The organism is Streptomyces sp. NPDC006743, assembly GCF_040703815.1.
In the GTDB taxonomy this organism is placed as follows: domain Bacteria; phylum Actinomycetota; class Actinomycetes; order Streptomycetales; family Streptomycetaceae; genus Streptomyces.
This window is the reverse complement of the sequence record NZ_JBEYJA010000003.1, coordinates 277,491-291,852: the sequence shown is the minus strand read 5'-3', so window position 1 is coordinate 291,852 and position 14,362 is coordinate 277,491. Positions and strand designations below refer to the sequence as shown.

General features: G+C 66.9%; 27 protein-coding genes. All 27 read left to right on the top strand.

All coding sequences use genetic code 11. From position 1 onward, the window contains the following. The first annotated feature begins 9 nt into the window (after positions 1-9). The 27 genes from rplC to rpsK all read left to right on the top strand — a co-directional run bounded on the left by rplC (position 10) and on the right by rpsK (position 14,357). The gene (rplC, locus tag ABZ719_RS04440; protein ID WP_366723714.1) at positions 10-654 is read left to right on the top strand and encodes a 50S ribosomal protein L3; all 645 of its coding nucleotides are present in this window, start codon (positions 10-12) and stop codon (positions 652-654) included. An 8-nt stretch (positions 655-662) separates the two neighbouring features. Next, complete coding sequence (rplD, locus tag ABZ719_RS04435; protein ID WP_037858415.1) at positions 663-1,322, top strand: 50S ribosomal protein L4; 660 nt, start codon at positions 663-665, stop codon at positions 1,320-1,322. Then, positions 1,322-1,741: a 50S ribosomal protein L23 gene (rplW, locus tag ABZ719_RS04430; protein WP_037858416.1), complete on the top strand. Its 420-nt coding sequence runs from the start codon at positions 1,322-1,324 to the stop codon at positions 1,739-1,741. Before rplD ends, rplW begins: the two co-directional genes overlap by 1 nt. Before the next feature lie 40 nt (positions 1,742-1,781). Beyond that, entirely contained in the window at positions 1,782-2,618 is an 837-nt protein-coding gene (rplB, locus tag ABZ719_RS04425; protein WP_018564806.1) for a 50S ribosomal protein L2, read from the top strand. 12 nt (positions 2,619-2,630) lie between these two features. Next, complete coding sequence (gene rpsS, locus ABZ719_RS04420; protein ID WP_003948639.1) at positions 2,631-2,912, top strand: 30S ribosomal protein S19; 282 nt, start codon at positions 2,631-2,633, stop codon at positions 2,910-2,912. Between the two features lie 44 nt (positions 2,913-2,956). Next, a complete protein-coding gene (gene rplV, locus ABZ719_RS04415) occupies positions 2,957-3,304 on the top strand; it encodes a 50S ribosomal protein L22 (protein ID WP_037858419.1) in 348 nt (115 codons plus the stop codon). Beyond that, positions 3,304-4,134 carry a 30S ribosomal protein S3 gene (gene rpsC, locus ABZ719_RS04410; RefSeq protein WP_028420771.1) on the top strand — a complete coding sequence of 277 codons (831 nt, stop codon included), beginning with the start codon at positions 3,304-3,306 and terminating at the stop codon, positions 4,132-4,134. Before rplV ends, rpsC begins: the two co-directional genes overlap by 1 nt. Before the next feature lie 5 nt (positions 4,135-4,139). Continuing rightward, a complete protein-coding gene (gene rplP, locus ABZ719_RS04405; RefSeq protein ID WP_004927269.1) occupies positions 4,140-4,559 on the top strand; it encodes a 50S ribosomal protein L16 in 420 nt (139 codons plus the stop codon). Further along, positions 4,559-4,783, top strand: coding sequence for a 50S ribosomal protein L29 (rpmC, locus tag ABZ719_RS04400; RefSeq protein ID WP_018564811.1), 225 nt, complete (start codon positions 4,559-4,561; stop codon positions 4,781-4,783). The genes rplP and rpmC overlap by 1 nt, the downstream gene beginning before the upstream one ends. Next, positions 4,780-5,067, top strand: a complete 288-nt coding sequence (gene rpsQ, locus ABZ719_RS04395; RefSeq protein WP_037858420.1) for a 30S ribosomal protein S17 — start codon at positions 4,780-4,782, stop codon at positions 5,065-5,067. Before rpmC ends, rpsQ begins: the two co-directional genes overlap by 4 nt. A 97-nt stretch (positions 5,068-5,164) precedes the next feature. After that, complete coding sequence (gene rplN / locus ABZ719_RS04390; protein ID WP_003998823.1) at positions 5,165-5,533, top strand: 50S ribosomal protein L14; 369 nt, start codon at positions 5,165-5,167, stop codon at positions 5,531-5,533. A 2-nt stretch (positions 5,534-5,535) separates the two neighbouring features. Beyond that, positions 5,536-5,859 carry a 50S ribosomal protein L24 gene (gene rplX / locus ABZ719_RS04385; protein WP_020941676.1) on the top strand — a complete coding sequence of 108 codons (324 nt, stop codon included), beginning with the start codon at positions 5,536-5,538 and terminating at the stop codon, positions 5,857-5,859. Further along, a complete protein-coding gene (rplE, locus tag ABZ719_RS04380; protein ID WP_366723713.1) occupies positions 5,859-6,416 on the top strand; it encodes a 50S ribosomal protein L5 in 558 nt (185 codons plus the stop codon). The genes rplX and rplE overlap by 1 nt, the downstream gene beginning before the upstream one ends. Positions 6,417-6,421: 5 nt before the next feature. After that, positions 6,422-6,607 carry a type Z 30S ribosomal protein S14 gene (locus ABZ719_RS04375; RefSeq protein WP_003948630.1) on the top strand — a complete coding sequence of 62 codons (186 nt, stop codon included), beginning with the start codon at positions 6,422-6,424 and terminating at the stop codon, positions 6,605-6,607. A 213-nt stretch (positions 6,608-6,820) separates the two neighbouring features. Continuing rightward, entirely contained in the window at positions 6,821-7,219 is a 399-nt protein-coding gene (gene rpsH, locus ABZ719_RS04370; protein ID WP_366723712.1) for a 30S ribosomal protein S8, read from the top strand. Positions 7,220-7,243: 24 nt separating this feature from the next. Further along, positions 7,244-7,783 carry a 50S ribosomal protein L6 gene (rplF, locus tag ABZ719_RS04365; protein WP_366723711.1) on the top strand — a complete coding sequence of 180 codons (540 nt, stop codon included), beginning with the start codon at positions 7,244-7,246 and terminating at the stop codon, positions 7,781-7,783. Positions 7,784-7,786: 3 nt separating this feature from the next. Continuing rightward, positions 7,787-8,170, top strand: a complete 384-nt coding sequence (rplR, locus tag ABZ719_RS04360; protein WP_030174556.1) for a 50S ribosomal protein L18 — start codon at positions 7,787-7,789, stop codon at positions 8,168-8,170. 40 nt (positions 8,171-8,210) lie between these two features. Next, positions 8,211-8,816, top strand: a complete 606-nt coding sequence (gene rpsE, locus ABZ719_RS04355) for a 30S ribosomal protein S5 (RefSeq protein ID WP_009190144.1) — start codon at positions 8,211-8,213, stop codon at positions 8,814-8,816. 2 nt (positions 8,817-8,818) lie between these two features. After that, positions 8,819-9,001: a 50S ribosomal protein L30 gene (gene rpmD, locus ABZ719_RS04350; protein WP_009190145.1), complete on the top strand. Its 183-nt coding sequence runs from the start codon at positions 8,819-8,821 to the stop codon at positions 8,999-9,001. 2 nt (positions 9,002-9,003) lie between these two features. After that, positions 9,004-9,459: a 50S ribosomal protein L15 gene (gene rplO, locus ABZ719_RS04345; protein WP_018564817.1), complete on the top strand. Its 456-nt coding sequence runs from the start codon at positions 9,004-9,006 to the stop codon at positions 9,457-9,459. Between the two features lie 242 nt (positions 9,460-9,701). Continuing rightward, a complete protein-coding gene (gene secY / locus ABZ719_RS04340) occupies positions 9,702-11,015 on the top strand; it encodes a preprotein translocase subunit SecY (RefSeq protein WP_366723710.1) in 1,314 nt (437 codons plus the stop codon). After that, complete coding sequence (locus ABZ719_RS04335) at positions 11,015-11,677, top strand: adenylate kinase (RefSeq protein ID WP_366723709.1); 663 nt, start codon at positions 11,015-11,017, stop codon at positions 11,675-11,677. Before secY ends, ABZ719_RS04335 begins: the two co-directional genes overlap by 1 nt. A gap of 114 nt (positions 11,678-11,791) precedes the next feature. Continuing rightward, a complete protein-coding gene (gene map / locus ABZ719_RS04330) occupies positions 11,792-12,628 on the top strand; it encodes a type I methionyl aminopeptidase (RefSeq protein WP_366723708.1) in 837 nt (278 codons plus the stop codon). Between the two features lie 271 nt (positions 12,629-12,899). Beyond that, on the top strand, positions 12,900-13,121 hold the full coding sequence (gene infA / locus ABZ719_RS04325; protein WP_003948620.1) for a translation initiation factor IF-1: 222 nt from the start codon (positions 12,900-12,902) through the stop codon (positions 13,119-13,121). 70 nt (positions 13,122-13,191) lie between these two features. Beyond that, positions 13,192-13,305, top strand: coding sequence for a 50S ribosomal protein L36 (gene rpmJ, locus ABZ719_RS04320; RefSeq protein ID WP_003998809.1), 114 nt, complete (start codon positions 13,192-13,194; stop codon positions 13,303-13,305). A 201-nt stretch (positions 13,306-13,506) separates the two neighbouring features. Then, complete coding sequence (gene rpsM / locus ABZ719_RS04315; protein ID WP_037858429.1) at positions 13,507-13,887, top strand: 30S ribosomal protein S13; 381 nt, start codon at positions 13,507-13,509, stop codon at positions 13,885-13,887. Between the two features lie 65 nt (positions 13,888-13,952). Continuing rightward, positions 13,953-14,357, top strand: a complete 405-nt coding sequence (gene rpsK, locus ABZ719_RS04310; RefSeq protein WP_003956432.1) for a 30S ribosomal protein S11 — start codon at positions 13,953-13,955, stop codon at positions 14,355-14,357. The last annotated feature ends 5 nt before the right edge of the window (positions 14,358-14,362 follow it).

Here is a 14,362-nt window from a genome sequence, read left to right as displayed (position 1 = left end):
ATCTGAGAGATGACCAAGCAGATCAAGGGCATCCTGGGCGAGAAGCTCGGCATGACGCAGGTGTGGGACGAGAACAACCGTGTTGTTCCGGTCACCGTCGTCAAGGCCGGCCCCAACGTCGTCACCCAGGTCCGTACGAACGACGTCGACGGCTACGAGTCGGTCCAGATCGCCTTCGGCGAGATCGACCCGCGCAAGGTGAACAAGCCCCTCAAGGGTCACTTCGCCAAGGCCGACGTCACCCCCCGCCGCCACCTCGTCGAGATCCGCACCGCGGACGCGAGCGAGTACACCCTCGGCCAGGAAGTCACCGCCGAGGTGTTCGAGGCCGGCGTGAAGGTCGACGTCACCGGCAAGAGCAAGGGCAAGGGCTTCGCCGGTGTCATGAAGCGCCACAACTTCGGTGGCCTCGGCGCCGGTCACGGCACCCAGCGCAAGCACCGCTCGCCCGGTTCCATCGGTGGCTGCGCCACCCCGGGCCGTGTGTTCAAGGGCCTCCGCATGGCGGGTCGCATGGGCAACGAGCGGGTCACCACCCAGAACCTGACCGTCCACGCCGTTGACGCGGAGAAGGGTCTGCTGCTCATCAAGGGCGCGGTTCCCGGTCCGAACGGCGGCCTCGTCCTGGTCCGCACCGCGGCCAAGGGGGCCTGAGGTAACCGATGAGCACTGTTGACATCCTTTCGCCGGCGGGCGAGAAGGCCGGTACCGTCGAGCTCCCCGCGGAGATCTTCGGCGTTGAGAAGGTCAGCGTCCCGCTGATCCACCAGGTCGTCGTCGCACAGCTGGCCGCTGCCCGTCAGGGCACCCACAAGACCAAGACGCGTGGCGAGGTCCGCGGCGGTGGCAAGAAGCCGTACCGCCAGAAGGGCACCGGCCGTGCCCGTCAGGGCTCGACCCGCGCGCCGCAGTTCGCCGGTGGTGGCGTCGTGCACGGTCCCGTGCCGCGCGACTACTCGCAGCGGACCCCGAAGAAGATGAAGGCCGCGGCCCTGCGCCACGCCCTCACCGACCGGGCCCGCCACAACCGCATCCACGTCGTCTCCGGCGTGGTCGAGGGTGAGACCGCCTCCACCAAGGCCGCCCGGACGCTGTTCGGCAAGATCTCGGAGCGCAAGAACCTGCTCCTGGTCGTCGACCGCGCCGACGAGGCCGCGTGGCTGTCCGCCCGCAACCTGCCCCAGGTCCACATCCTGGAGCCGGGCCAGCTGAACACGTACGACGTTCTCGTCTCGGACGACGTGGTCTTCACCAAGGCCGCTTTCGAGTCCTTCGTCGCCGGCCCGAACAAGGCCAACGACACCGAAGGGAGCGAGGCCTGATGGCTACGCGTCACCCCTCCATCGCCTCGAAGGCCGCCAAGGCCGCGAAGGCCGCGCGCGTCGCCAAGGCGCGCCGCCACGCCACCGAGGGCAAGAACACGGTCGAGACCCCGCTGAGCAAGTCGTACACGGACCCCCGTGACGTCCTGGTCAAGCCGGTCGTCTCCGAGAAGAGCTACGCGCTCCTCGACGAGAACAAGTACACGTTCATCGTCGACCCGCGTGCCAACAAGACCCAGATCAAGGAGGCCGTCCAGGCGGTCTTCGAGGTCAAGGTCACCGGGGTCAACACGATCAACCGCCAGGGCAAGCGCAAGCGGACCCGCACCGGTTTCGGCCAGCGTGCCGCCACCAAGCGCGCGATCGTGACCCTCGCCGAGGGCGACCGTATCGACATCTTCGGCGGTCCGACCGCCTGACGGCGGTCCGGATCGTCCGATATCGGACGAGGACTGAGAAATGGGTATCCGCAAGTACAAGCCGACGACTCCTGGCCGTCGTGGCGCCAGCGTCGCCGACTTCGTCGAGGTCACGCGGTCCACGCCGGAGAAGTCGCTGGTCCGTCCCCTGCACAGCAAGGGCGGCCGTAACAATTCCGGTCGTGTGACCGTTCGCCACCAGGGTGGCGGACACAAGCGCGCCTACCGCGTGATCGACTTCCGTCGTCACGACAAGGACGGCGTGCCGGCGAAGGTCGCGCACATCGAGTACGACCCCAACCGCACCGCGCGCATCGCGCTGCTGCACTACGCCGACGGCGAGAAGCGCTACATCCTCGCCCCGCGCAACCTGCAGCAGGGCGACCGCGTGGAGAACGGTCCCGGGGCCGACATCAAGCCGGGCAACAACCTGGCTCTCCGCAACATCCCGGTCGGTACCACGATCCACGCGATCGAGCTCCGTCCCGGTGGCGGTGCCAAGTTCGCCCGCTCCGCCGGTGCCTCCGTGCAGCTGCTCGCGAAGGAGGGCACGATGGCCCACCTCCGCATGCCGTCCGGTGAGATCCGTCTGGTCGACCAGCGCTGCCGCGCCACGGTCGGCGAGGTCGGCAACGCCGAGCAGAGCAACATCAACTGGGGCAAGGCCGGCCGCAAGCGCTGGCTGGGCGTCCGCCCGACCGTTCGCGGTGTGGCGATGAACCCGGTTGACCACCCCCACGGTGGTGGTGAGGGCAAGACCTCGGGTGGCCGCCACCCGGTCAGCCCCTGGGGTCAGAAGGAAGGTCGTACTCGTTCTCCCAAGAAGGCGAGCAACAAGTACATCGTCCGCCGCCGCAAGACGAACAAGAAGCGCTAAGGACGGGTTGAGATGCCTCGTAGCTTGAAGAAGGGGCCTTTCGTCGACGACCACCTGATCAAGAAGGTGGACGTACAGAACGAAGCCGGCACCAAGAACGTCATCAAGACCTGGTCCCGCCGCTCGATGATCGTCCCGGCGATGCTGGGCCACACGATCGCGGTGCACAACGGCAAGACCCACATCCCGGTGTTTGTCACCGAGTCGATGGTCGGCCACAAGCTCGGCGAGTTCTCGCCGACGCGCACCTTCCGGGGTCACGTCAAGGACGACCGGAAGTCGAAGCGCCGCTAGTCAGCGGGGTGTGAAAGACCATGACAAACACTGAAGGGACAACCATGGAAGCCAGGGCCCAGGCGCGGTACATCCGCGTCACGCCCATGAAGGCCCGCCGCGTGGTGGACCTCATCCGTGGCATGAACGCCACGGAGGCTCAGGCGGTCCTGCGTTTCGCCCCGCAGGCCGCGAGCGTGCCGGTCGGCAAGGTGCTGGACAGCGCCATCGCCAACGCCGCGCACAACTACGACCACACCGACGCCGACAGCCTCTACATCTCCGAGGCCTACGTCGACGAGGGCCCGACCCTGAAGCGGTTCCGTCCGCGCGCCCAGGGCCGCGCCTACCGGATCCGCAAGCGGACCAGCCACATCACCGTGGTCGTCAGCAGCAAGGAAGGAACCCGGTAATGGGCCAGAAGGTAAACCCGCACGGGTTCCGGCTCGGTGTCACGACCGACTTCAAGTCGCGTTGGTACGCCGACAAGCTGTACAAGGACTACGTCAAGGAAGACGTCGCCATCCGTCGGATGATGACGTCCGGCATGGAGCGCGCCGGCATCTCCAAGGTCGAGATCGAGCGCACCCGTGACCGCGTGCGTGTGGACATCCACACCGCTCGTCCGGGCATCGTCATCGGCCGCCGCGGCGCCGAGGCCGACCGCATCCGCGGCGACCTCGAGAAGCTCACCGGCAAGCAGGTCCAGCTGAACATCCTCGAGGTCAAGAACCCCGAGACCGACGCTCAGCTGGTTGCCCAGGCCGTCGCCGAGCAGCTCTCCTCCCGCGTCTCCTTCCGCCGTGCCATGCGCAAGAGCATGCAGTCGGCGATGAAGGCCGGCGCCAAGGGCATCAAGATCCAGTGCGGTGGCCGCCTCGGCGGCGCCGAGATGTCCCGCTCGGAGTTCTACCGCGAGGGCCGTGTGCCCCTGCACACGCTCCGCGCGAACGTGGACTACGGCTTCTTCGAGGCCAAGACGACCTTCGGCCGCATCGGTGTGAAGGTCTGGATCTACAAGGGCGACGTGAAGAACATCGCCGAGGTCCGCGCCGAGAACGCTGCGGCCCGTGCGGGTAACCGCCCGGCCCGCGGTGGTGCCGACCGCCCGGCCCGTGGTGGCCGCGGTGGCGAGCGGCGCGGTCGCAAGCCGCAGCAGCAGCAGGCTCCGGCCGCCGAGGCCCCCAAGGCCGAGGCCCCGGCCGCTGCCGCTCCGGCTGAGAGCACCGGAACGGAGGCCTGACCGACATGCTGATCCCCCGTAGGGTCAAGCACCGCAAGCAGCACCACCCGAAGCGCCGTGGTCAGGCCAAGGGCGGTACGACGGTCGCGTTCGGCGAGTACGGCATCCAGGCCCTCACGCCGGCGTACGTGACCAACCGCCAGATCGAGGCGGCCCGTATCGCGATGACCCGCCACATCAAGCGTGGCGGCAAGGTCTGGATCAACATCTACCCGGACCGTCCGCTCACCAAGAAGCCTGCCGAGACCCGCATGGGTTCCGGTAAGGGTTCTCCGGAGTGGTGGATCGCGAACGTTCACCCCGGTCGGGTGATGTTCGAGCTGTCGTACCCCAACGAGAAGATCGCCCGTGAGGCGCTGACTCGTGCGGCCCACAAGCTGCCGATGAAGTGCCGGATCGTCAAGCGCGAGGCAGGTGAAGCGTGATGTCGGCCGGTACCAAGGCGTCCGAGCTGCGCGAGCTGGGCAACGAGGAGCTTCTGGGCAAGCTCCGCGAGGCCAAGGAAGAGCTGTTCAACCTCCGTTTCCAGGCGGCGACGGGCCAGCTCGAAAACCACGGCCGTCTCAAGGCGGTCCGCAAGGACATCGCGCGGATCTACACCCTGATGCGCGAGCGTGAGCTGGGCATCGAAACGGTGGAGAACGCATGAGCGAGAACAACGTGACTGAGCAGAACTCCGAGGCGCGCGGCTTCCGCAAGACCCGTGAGGGCCTCGTCGTCAGCGACAAGATGGACAAGACCGTCGTCGTCGCCGTCGAGGACCGCGTCAAGCACGCGCTGTACGGCAAGGTCATCCGCCGTACGAACAAGCTCAAGGCGCACGACGAGCAGAACGCCGCGGGCGTCGGCGACCGCGTCCTCCTGATGGAGACCCGGCCGCTGTCCGCGACGAAGCGCTGGCGCGTCGTCGAGATCCTCGAGAAGGCCAAGTAATTCCTGCGGGAGTTCCCTCGCAGGACAGTTCCGCCAGGCTCCGGGGGCCGCTCGGTGAGCGGCCCCCGGGGAACCGGCAGACAAACAGGAGATAGACGTGATCCAGCAGGAGTCGCGGCTGCGTGTCGCCGACAACACTGGTGCGAAGGAGATCCTTTGCATCCGTGTGCTCGGTGGCTCCGGTCGCCGCTACGCGGGCATCGGTGACGTCATCGTCGCCACCGTCAAGGACGCGATCCCCGGTGGCAACGTGAAGAAGGGTGACGTCGTCAAGGCGGTCATCGTTCGCACCGTCAAGGAGCGCCGCCGTCCGGACGGCTCGTACATCCGCTTCGACGAGAACGCCGCCGTCATTCTGAAGAACGACGGCGACCCTCGCGGCACCCGTATCTTCGGCCCCGTGGGCCGTGAGCTGCGCGAGAAGAAGTTCATGAAGATCATCTCGCTGGCTCCGGAGGTGCTGTAAGCATGAAGATCAAGAAGGGCGACCTGGTCCAGGTCATCACCGGTAAGGACAAGGGCAAGCAGGGCAAGGTCATCGCGGCCTTCCCCCGCGAGGACCGCGTCCTGGTCGAGGGTGTCAACCGGGTCAAGAAGCACACCAAGGCCGGTCCGACCGCCAGCGGTTCGCAGGCCGGCGGCATCGTCACGACCGAGGCTCCGATCCACGTCTCCAACGTCCAGCTGGTCGTGGAGAAGGACGGTCAGAAGGTCGTCACGCGTGTCGGTTACCGCTTCGACGACGAAGGCAACAAGATCCGCGTTGCCAAGCGGACGGGTGAGGACATCTGATGGCTACCACCACTGCCCCGCGTCTGAAGCAGAAGTACCGCAGCGAGATCGCCCCCAAGCTGCGTGACGAGTTCAAGTACGAGAACGTCATGCAGATCCCGGGCCTCGTCAAGATCGTGGTCAACATGGGTGTGGGCGACGCCGCCCGCGACTCCAAGCTGATCGAGGGCGCCATCCGCGACCTCACCACGATCACCGGCCAGAAGCCGGCGGTCACCAAGGCCCGCAAGTCCATCGCGCAGTTCAAGCTGCGTGAGGGCCAGCCGATCGGTGCCCACGTCACGCTCCGTGGCGACCGCATGTGGGAGTTCCTGGACCGCACCCTGTCGCTCGCGCTGCCGCGCATCCGCGACTTCCGCGGCCTGTCCCCCAAGCAGTTCGACGGCCGTGGCAACTACACCTTCGGTCTCACGGAGCAGGTCATGTTCCACGAGATCGACCAGGACAAGATCGACCGTGTCCGGGGTATGGACATCACCGTGGTCACCACGGCGACCAACGACGAAGAGGGCCGTGCCCTTCTCCGTCACCTCGGCTTCCCGTTCAAGGAGGCGTGAGCGAGATGGCGAAGAAGGCTCTCATCGCGAAGGCTGCTCGCAAGCCCAAGTTCGGAGTGCGCGGCTACACCCGCTGCCAGCGCTGCGGTCGTCCGCACTCCGTGTACCGCAAGTTCGGCCTGTGCCGCGTGTGCCTTCGTGAGATGGCTCACCGTGGCGAGCTGCCGGGCGTGACCAAGAGCTCCTGGTAACAGCCCACTTGGGTTGATACAGGACTCTCGGTAAGCAACCGGGGTCGGCAGGAGGCCCACCCCCCATGGCTTAGGCTTGTGGGGTTGGGCGCCTGCCGTGCCCTAAACGACTTACTACGCCGTAGGTCCACCGCGCCGCACCCGTCCCGTCTCGGATCGGGGAGAGGGATGGCGCACCAGGAAACCCCGGCGAGAGAGGCCGAAGGCCAATTCATGACCATGACTGATCCGATCGCAGACATGCTCACGCGTCTGCGGAACGCGAACTCGGCGTACCACGACACCGTGGCGATGCCGCACTCGAAGATCAAGTCGCACATCGCGGAGATCCTCCAGCAGGAGGGCTTCATCACGGGCTGGAAGACCGAGGACGCCGAGGTCGGCAAGAACCTCGTCCTCGAGCTGAAGTACGGCCCGAACCGTGAGCGCTCCATCGCGGGCATCAAGCGGATCTCGAAGCCCGGTCTCCGGGTCTACGCGAAGTCCACCAACCTGCCGAAGGTGCTCGGCGGCCTCGGCGTGGCGATCATCTCCACGTCCCACGGGCTCCTCACCGACAAGCAGGCCGGCAAGAAGGGCGTGGGTGGGGAAGTCCTCGCCTACGTCTGGTAACGGAAGGGAACGGAGGAAACAGCTATGTCGCGCATCGGCAAGCTCCCCATCGCGGTTCCCGCCGGCGTGGACGTCACCATCGACGGCCGCACGGTCAAGGTCAAGGGCCCCAAGGGCGAACTGACCCACACCGTCGCCGCGCCGATCGAGATCGTCAAGGCTGAGGACGGCGTTCTGAACGTCACCCGCCCCAACGACGAGCGTCAGAACAAGGCCCTGCACGGCCTGTCCCGCACGCTGGTGGCGAACATGATCACCGGCGTGACCCAGGGTTACGTGAAGAAGCTCGAGATCAGCGGTGTCGGTTACCGCGTGACGGCCAAGGGCTCGAACCTCGAGTTCGCGCTCGGCTACAGCCACCCGATCACCGTCGAGGCACCCGAGGGCATCACCTTCAAGGTGGAGGCCCCCACCCGCTTCTCGGTCGAGGGCATCGACAAGCAGAAGGTCGGCGAGGTTGCGGCCAACATCCGCAAGCTGCGCAAGCCCGACCCGTACAAGGCCAAGGGTGTCAAGTACGAGGGCGAAGTCATCCGCCGCAAGGTCGGAAAGGCGGGTAAGTAAGCCATGGCATACGGGCAGAAGATCCTCAAGGGCGACGCCTACAAGCGCGCCGCGATCAAGCGCCGTCACATCCGGATCCGCAAGCGGATCGCCGGTACGGCGGAGCGCCCCCGTCTGGTCGTGACCCGCTCCAACCGCCACATCGTGGCGCAGGTGATCGACGACCTCAAGGGTCACACCCTGGCGTCGGCGTCCACGCTGGACACGTCGATCCGCGGTGGCGAGGGCGACAAGTCCGCGCAGGCCAAGCAGGTCGGCGCCCTGGTCGCCGAGCGTGCCAAGGCCGCCGGTGTCGAGGCTGTCGTGTTCGACCGTGGTGGCAACCAGTACGCCGGGCGCATCGCCGCCCTGGCGGACGCCGCCCGCGAAGCCGGCCTGAAGTTCTGAGCCGGTTCCGAGCTAGCGGAAACAGAGAGAGGTAATTCCAATGGCTGGACCCCAGCGCCGCGGTGGCGGTGCCGGTGGCGGCGAGCGGCGGGACCGGAAGGGCCGTGACGGCGGCGCAGCTGCCGCCGAGAAGACCGCGTACGTTGAGCGCGTAGTCGCGATCAACCGCGTCGCCAAGGTTGTGAAGGGTGGTCGTCGCTTCAGCTTCACCGCGCTGGTCGTGGTGGGCGACGGTGACGGCACCGTGGGTGTCGGTTACGGCAAGGCCAAGGAGGTGCCGGCCGCCATCGCCAAGGGCGTTGAGGAGGCCAAGAAGCACTTCTTCAAGGTCCCCCGCATCCAGGGCACCATCCCGCACCCCATCCAGGGTGAGAAGGCTGCCGGCGTCGTGCTGCTCAAGCCCGCGTCCCCGGGTACCGGCGTGATCGCCGGTGGTCCGGTGCGTGCCGTGCTCGAGTGCGCCGGTATCCACGACGTGCTGTCGAAGTCGCTCGGCTCCGACAACGCCATCAACATCGTGCACGCCACCGTGGAGGCCCTCAAGGGCCTGCAGCGTCCCGAGGAGATCGCGGCCCGCCGTGGTCTGCCCCTCGAGGACGTCGCCCCCGCGGCTCTCCTGCGTGCGCGTGCCGGGGCGGGTGCGTAATCGTGGCGCAGCTCAAGATCACGCAGACGAAGTCCTACATCGGCAGCAAGCAGAACCACCGCGACACCCTGCGTTCCCTGGGCCTCAAGCGCCTGGGTGACGTGGTCGTCAAGGAGGACCGCCCCGAGTTCCGCGGCATGGTGCACACCGTCCGCCACCTCGTGACGGTCGAGGAGGTCGACTGATCATGGCGGAGCAGAACCCGCTCAAGATCCACAACCTCCGTCCCGCCCCGGGCGCCAAGACCGCCAAGACCCGTGTGGGTCGTGGTGAGGCGTCGAAGGGTAAGACGGCCGGTCGTGGTACCAAGGGCACCAAGGCCCGCTACCAGGTTCCGGAGCGCTTCGAGGGTGGGCAGATGCCCCTCCACATGCGCCTCCCGAAGCTGAAGGGCTTCAAGAACCCGTTCAAGACCGAGTACCAGGTCGTGAACCTCGACAAGCTGGCCGCCCTGTACCCCGAGGGTGGCGAGGTCACCGTCGAGGACCTGGTGGCCAAGGGTGCCGTTCGCAAGAACAGCCTCGTCAAGGTTCTCGGCCAGGGCGAGGTCTCCGTGGCGCTGCAGGTGACGGTCGACGCCGTCTCCGGCTCCGCCAAGGAGAAGATCACCGCCGCCGGCGGTAGCGTCACCGAGCTCGTCTGACACCGTCGGACGTCTCGATGACCTGAACGTCCCGACCGGGGATACCCACAAATGGGGTATCCCCGGTTGGTCGTTCCTAGGGGGGCGGTCTCGCCGGTAAGGTGGCCTGCACTGTCCACTTCCACCGGATGCCGCATCATGGGCACTCGGAGCGGCAGTCGTCCGTTGTCCATTCGTCGTTCTCAGTTGGAACCTCACAACCGTCACCCTGACGCACGTGCGCGGGGGTCGCAGGAGGCACCGTGCTCACCGGCTTCGCCCGGGCGTTCAGGACGCCCGACCTGCGCAAGAAGCTGCTCTTCACACTCGGCATCATCGTGGTGTACCGCGTCGGTACCCACATCCCGATCCCGGGCGTCAACTACAAGGCCGTACAGACGTGCGTGACCGAGGCCTCCGGCAGCCAGGGCCTCTTCGGACTGGTCAACATGTTCAGCGGCGGTGCGCTGCTGCAGATCACGATCTTCGCCCTCGGCATCCTGCCGTACATCACGGCGAGCATCATCCTGCAGCTGCTGACCGTGGTCATCCCGCGGCTGGAGGCCCTCAAGAAGGAGGGCCAGTCCGGCACCGCGAAGATCACTCAGTACACCCGCTACCTGACGGTGGCGCTGGCCATCCTGCAGGGCACCGGCCTGGTGGCCACCGCCCGCAGCGGCGCCCTGTTCTCCGGGTGCACGGCGGCCGCGGACATCGTCCCGGACCAGGCGATCTTCAACACCATCGTCATGGTGGTCTGCATGACCGCGGGCACCGTCCTGGTGATGTGGCTCGGCGAGCTGGTCACCGACCGCGGCATCGGCAACGGCATGTCGATCCTGATGTTCATCTCGATCGCCGCGACGTTCCCGTCCGCGCTGTGGTCCATCAAGAAGTCGGGCAAGCTGGCCGACGGCTGGATCGAGTTCGGCACCGTGCTCCTGGTCGGCCTGATCATGGTCGGCCTGGTCGTCTTCGTCGAGCAGGCCCAGCGCCGCATCCCGGTGCAGTACGCGAAGCGCATGATCGGCCGCCGTTCCTACGGCGGTACGTCGACGTACATCCCGCTCAAGGTGAACCAGGCGGGCGTGATCCCCGTGATCTTCGCCTCGTCGCTGCTCTACATCCCGGCTCTCGTCGCGCAGTTCTCCGGCGGCAACTCGGGCTGGAAGACCTGGGTCCAGCAGAACCTGACCAAGGGCGACCACCCGATCTACATCACCGCGTACTTCTTGCTCATCGTGTTCTTCGCGTTCTTCTACGTGGCGATCTCCTTCAACCCCGAGGAAGTCGCGGACAACATGAAGAAGTATGGTGGCTTCATCCCGGGCATCCGGGCTGGCCGACCGACCGCTGAGTACCTTTCGTACGTGCTCAACCGGATCACCTGGCCGGGTTCGCTGTATCTGGGTCTGATCGCTCTCGTACCAACAGTGGCGTTGGTTGGCTTCGGGGCAAGCCAGAACTTCCCGTTCGGCGGTACCAGCATCCTGATCATCGTGGGTGTCGGTCTCGAGACGGTGAAGCAGATCGAGAGCCAGCTCCAGCAGCGCAATTACGAAGGGTTCCTCCGCTGATGCGAATCGTCCTCGTCGGGCCGCCTGGCGCAGGCAAGGGTACGCAGGCAACGCGCCTGGCCGAGAAGCTGTCGATCCCGCACATCTCCACGGGCGACCTGTTCCGCGCCAACATCAGCAGGCAGACGGAGCTGGGCAAGCTCGCGAAGTCCTACATGGACGCGGGCAACCTGGTTCCCGACGAGGTCACCATCGCCATGGCGAAGGACCGCATGGAGCAGCCGGACGCCGCCGGCGGCTTCCTGCTCGACGGCTTCCCGCGCAACGTCTCGCAGGCCCAGGCGCTGGACGGGACGCTCGAGAGCGAGAGCATCAAGCTCGACGCGGTCCTCGACCTGGAGGTTCCCGAGGACGAGGTCGTCAAGCGGATCGCCGGCCGGCGCATCTGCCGCAACGACTCCAGCCACGTCTTCCACGTCTCGTACAGCAAGCCGAAGAAGGAAGGCGTCTGCGACGTCTGCGGCGGCGAGCTGTACCAGCGGGACGACGACCACGAGGACACCGTCCGCAAGCGGCTCGAGGTCTACCACACGCAGACCGAGCCGATCATCGACTACTACCGCAAGCAGGGCCTGGTCGTGACGATCTCGTCGCTCGGCCCGGTCGACGAGATCACGCGTCGCGCCCTTCAGGCGCTGAAGCGTGAGGACGTCACGCAGTAGTCGCACGCCGGTCGCAGCCGCGGTTCCTCCTGACGGGGGCCGCGGCTGCGCTGTGGGCGCGCCGGCGCCCGTATGGTTGAAGCAGTCGCCCGGTCCCAGAAAGGCCCTGTCCCCATGGTGCAGATCAAGACCCCCGAGCAGATCGCCACGATGCGTGCGGCGGGGCTGGTCGTCGCCGCGATCCACGCGGCCACCCGTGAGGCGGCCGTGCCGGGCGCGAGCACCAAGGACCTGGACCAGGTGGCCCGCAAGGTGCTGGCCGAGCACAACGCCAAGCCGAACTTCCTCGGTTACGGCGGCTTCCCGGCCACGATCTGCACCTCGGTCAACGAGGTCGTCGTCCACGGCATCCCCTCCGACGAGGTGGTCCTCAAGGACGGCGACATCATCTCCATCGACTGCGGCGCGATCGTCGACGGCTGGCACGGCGACGCGGCCTACACGGCGTTCGTCGGTTCCGGGCACGCCCCGGAGCTGGTCGAGCTGTCCCGGGTGACCGAGGAGTCGATGTGGGCGGGCATCGCGGCGATGAAGCAGGGCAACCGCCTGGTCGACATCTCCCGCGCCGTCGAGACGTACATCCGCCGCCAGCCCAAGCCGGGCGGCGGCCGTTACGGCATCATCGAGGACTACGGCGGCCACGGCATCGGCACCGAGATGCACATGGATCCGCACCTGCTGAACTACGTCGACCGCCGCCGCGGCAAGGGCCCCAAGCTGGTCCCCGGCTTCTGCCTGGCCATCGAGCCCATGGTCTCCCTCGGCACCCCGAGGACCCGGGTCCTGGACGACGAGTGGACGGTCATCACGACGGACGGCACCTGGTCCTCCCACTGGGAGCACTCGGTGGCCCTCACCGAGCAGGGCCCGCTGGTCCTGACGGCCCCGGACGGCGGCAAGGCGAAGCTGGCCGAGTACGGCATCACGGCCGCGCCGGATCCGCTCGCCTGACGCGGGGCCTTGCGCCGAGGGGCGCCCGGCCCGGCTCTCTTCTCTTCCTGCCGCCCGCTCCCGCGCCGTGTCCGGCGGCCTTCGCCGTGCCGCTCCGGCGACCGCGGACCGGCCTGCGTAACGATCACCCGAGCGGGGCAGACTCTCCCGATTCGTTTTTCCGGGTGCGCTGACGTAGACTGACTCGTCGGCTCTCGTGCACCCGCATGTCCGCATGCTCCCGCAAGGGAAGCAGAGAGTCGATCAAGGTAGTCGATTCGAAGGGCGAAGCGTGGCCAAGAAGCAAGGTGCCATCGAGATCGAGGGCACTGTCGTCGAGTCTCTGCCGAACGCCATGTTCAAGGTCGAGCTCCAGAACGGCCACCAGGTCCTGGCACACATCAGCGGCAAGATGCGTATGCACTACATCCGCATCCTCCCTGACGACCGGGTCGTGGTGGAGCTTTCTCCGTACGACCTGACGCGTGGCCGGATCGTCTACCGGTACAAGTAGATCTTGCCCACGTCCCGAGGCCGCGAGGCAGCGGGACCGCCGGCAACTGACCCGGAGAACCTCACATCCCATGAAGGTCAAGCCGAGCGTCAAGAAGATCTGCGACAAGTGCAGGGTGATCCGCCGTCACGGCCGGGTCATGGTCATCTGCGAGAACCCGCGCCACAAGCAGCGCCAGGGCTGACGCACGACCGACCGCTCCCTCTGCACCTGATCCGCAGAGTTTCGCGCGACGCGAGCTGAATGTGTACATACGCAGGACACAGGCGGAGTCTCCCTCCGTCTGACACCCCCGGTTCGGAGGCCGGGGACCCGGTTCGTACCTGGTACGGCGGCCGGGAACCTGTTCTGCGGAAGACCTCCGAAGATCAACTGGAGCCATTGAATGGCACGCGTTTCCGGTGTTGACATCCCGCGCGAAAAGCGCGTGGAGGTCGCCCTCACCTACGTGTTCGGCATCGGCCGGACCCTCTCCCAGCAGACGCTGGCCGCCACCGGCGTCGACCCGAACACCCGCGTCCGCGACCTCTCCGAGGAGCAGCTCGTCGCGATCCGCGAGTACGTCGACAACAACATCAAGACCGAGGGTGACCTCCGTCGCGAGATCCAGGCCGACATCCGCCGCAAGGTCGAGATCGGCTGCTACCAGGGTCTGCGGCACCGCCGCGGTCTGCCCGTCCGCGGTCAGCGCACCAGCACGAACGCCCGTACCCGCAAGGGCCCGCGTCGCGCCATCGCCGGCAAGAAGAAGCCGGGCAAGAAGTAGTCCGCAGCGGACTCGCCGTCCAGCGGTCTTCGCTGTAGGACCGACCACCTCCCGTAGGAGAAGACATGCCCCCCAAGGGACGTCAGGGCGCTGCCAAGAAGGTGCGCCGCAAGGAAAAGAAGAACGTCGCTCACGGCCACGCGCACATCAAGAGCACGTTCAACAACACGATCGTCTCGATCACGGACCCGTCGGGCAACGTGATCTCCTGGGCCTCCGCCGGCCACGTCGGCTTCAAGGGCTCCCGGAAGTCCACGCCGTTCGCCGCGCAGATGGCCGCCGAGTCGGCCGCCCGTCGCGCGCAGGAGCACGGCATGCGCAAGGTCGACGTGTTCGTCAAGGGCCCGGGTTCCGGTCGTGAGACCGCCATCCGTTCGCTCCAGGCGACCGGTCTCGAGGTCGGCTCCATCCAGGACGTCACCCCGACCCCCCACAACGGCTGCCGTCCGCCGAAGCGTCGTCGCGTCTGACGCCG

What these genes read in the sequence shown, in the direction of transcription:
- rpsS (WP_003948639.1), top strand. Translation starts at nt 2,631, where the DNA reads ATGCCTCGTAGCTTGAAGAAGGGGCCTTTCGTCGACGACCACCTGATC.
- rplX (WP_020941676.1), top strand. Translation starts at nt 5,536, where the DNA reads ATGAAGATCAAGAAGGGCGACCTGGTCCAGGTCATCACCGGTAAGGAC.
- rplF (WP_366723711.1), top strand. Translation starts at nt 7,244, where the DNA reads ATGTCGCGCATCGGCAAGCTCCCCATCGCGGTTCCCGCCGGCGTGGAC.
- map (WP_366723708.1), top strand. Translation starts at nt 11,792, where the DNA reads ATGGTGCAGATCAAGACCCCCGAGCAGATCGCCACGATGCGTGCGGCG.
- ABZ719_RS04335 (WP_366723709.1), top strand. Translation starts at nt 11,015, where the DNA reads ATGCGAATCGTCCTCGTCGGGCCGCCTGGCGCAGGCAAGGGTACGCAG.
- rplB (WP_018564806.1), top strand. Translation starts at nt 1,782, where the DNA reads ATGGGTATCCGCAAGTACAAGCCGACGACTCCTGGCCGTCGTGGCGCC.
- rpsQ (WP_037858420.1), top strand. Translation starts at nt 4,780, where the DNA reads ATGAGCGAGAACAACGTGACTGAGCAGAACTCCGAGGCGCGCGGCTTC.
- rplR (WP_030174556.1), top strand. Translation starts at nt 7,787, where the DNA reads ATGGCATACGGGCAGAAGATCCTCAAGGGCGACGCCTACAAGCGCGCC.
- rpsK (WP_003956432.1), top strand. Translation starts at nt 13,953, where the DNA reads ATGCCCCCCAAGGGACGTCAGGGCGCTGCCAAGAAGGTGCGCCGCAAG.
- rplP (WP_004927269.1), top strand. Translation starts at nt 4,140, where the DNA reads ATGCTGATCCCCCGTAGGGTCAAGCACCGCAAGCAGCACCACCCGAAG.
- rpmC (WP_018564811.1), top strand. Translation starts at nt 4,559, where the DNA reads ATGTCGGCCGGTACCAAGGCGTCCGAGCTGCGCGAGCTGGGCAACGAG.
- rplV (WP_037858419.1), top strand. Translation starts at nt 2,957, where the DNA reads ATGGAAGCCAGGGCCCAGGCGCGGTACATCCGCGTCACGCCCATGAAG.
- rplE (WP_366723713.1), top strand. Translation starts at nt 5,859, where the DNA reads ATGGCTACCACCACTGCCCCGCGTCTGAAGCAGAAGTACCGCAGCGAG.
- rpsC (WP_028420771.1), top strand. Translation starts at nt 3,304, where the DNA reads ATGGGCCAGAAGGTAAACCCGCACGGGTTCCGGCTCGGTGTCACGACC.
- rpmJ (WP_003998809.1), top strand. Translation starts at nt 13,192, where the DNA reads ATGAAGGTCAAGCCGAGCGTCAAGAAGATCTGCGACAAGTGCAGGGTG.
- ABZ719_RS04375 (WP_003948630.1), top strand. Translation starts at nt 6,422, where the DNA reads ATGGCGAAGAAGGCTCTCATCGCGAAGGCTGCTCGCAAGCCCAAGTTC.
- rpsE (WP_009190144.1), top strand. Translation starts at nt 8,211, where the DNA reads ATGGCTGGACCCCAGCGCCGCGGTGGCGGTGCCGGTGGCGGCGAGCGG.
- rplD (WP_037858415.1), top strand. Translation starts at nt 663, where the DNA reads ATGAGCACTGTTGACATCCTTTCGCCGGCGGGCGAGAAGGCCGGTACC.
- rplO (WP_018564817.1), top strand. Translation starts at nt 9,004, where the DNA reads ATGGCGGAGCAGAACCCGCTCAAGATCCACAACCTCCGTCCCGCCCCG.
- rpsH (WP_366723712.1), top strand. Translation starts at nt 6,821, where the DNA reads ATGACCATGACTGATCCGATCGCAGACATGCTCACGCGTCTGCGGAAC.
- rplW (WP_037858416.1), top strand. Translation starts at nt 1,322, where the DNA reads ATGGCTACGCGTCACCCCTCCATCGCCTCGAAGGCCGCCAAGGCCGCG.
- rpsM (WP_037858429.1), top strand. Translation starts at nt 13,507, where the DNA reads ATGGCACGCGTTTCCGGTGTTGACATCCCGCGCGAAAAGCGCGTGGAG.
- rplC (WP_366723714.1), top strand. Translation starts at nt 10, where the DNA reads ATGACCAAGCAGATCAAGGGCATCCTGGGCGAGAAGCTCGGCATGACG.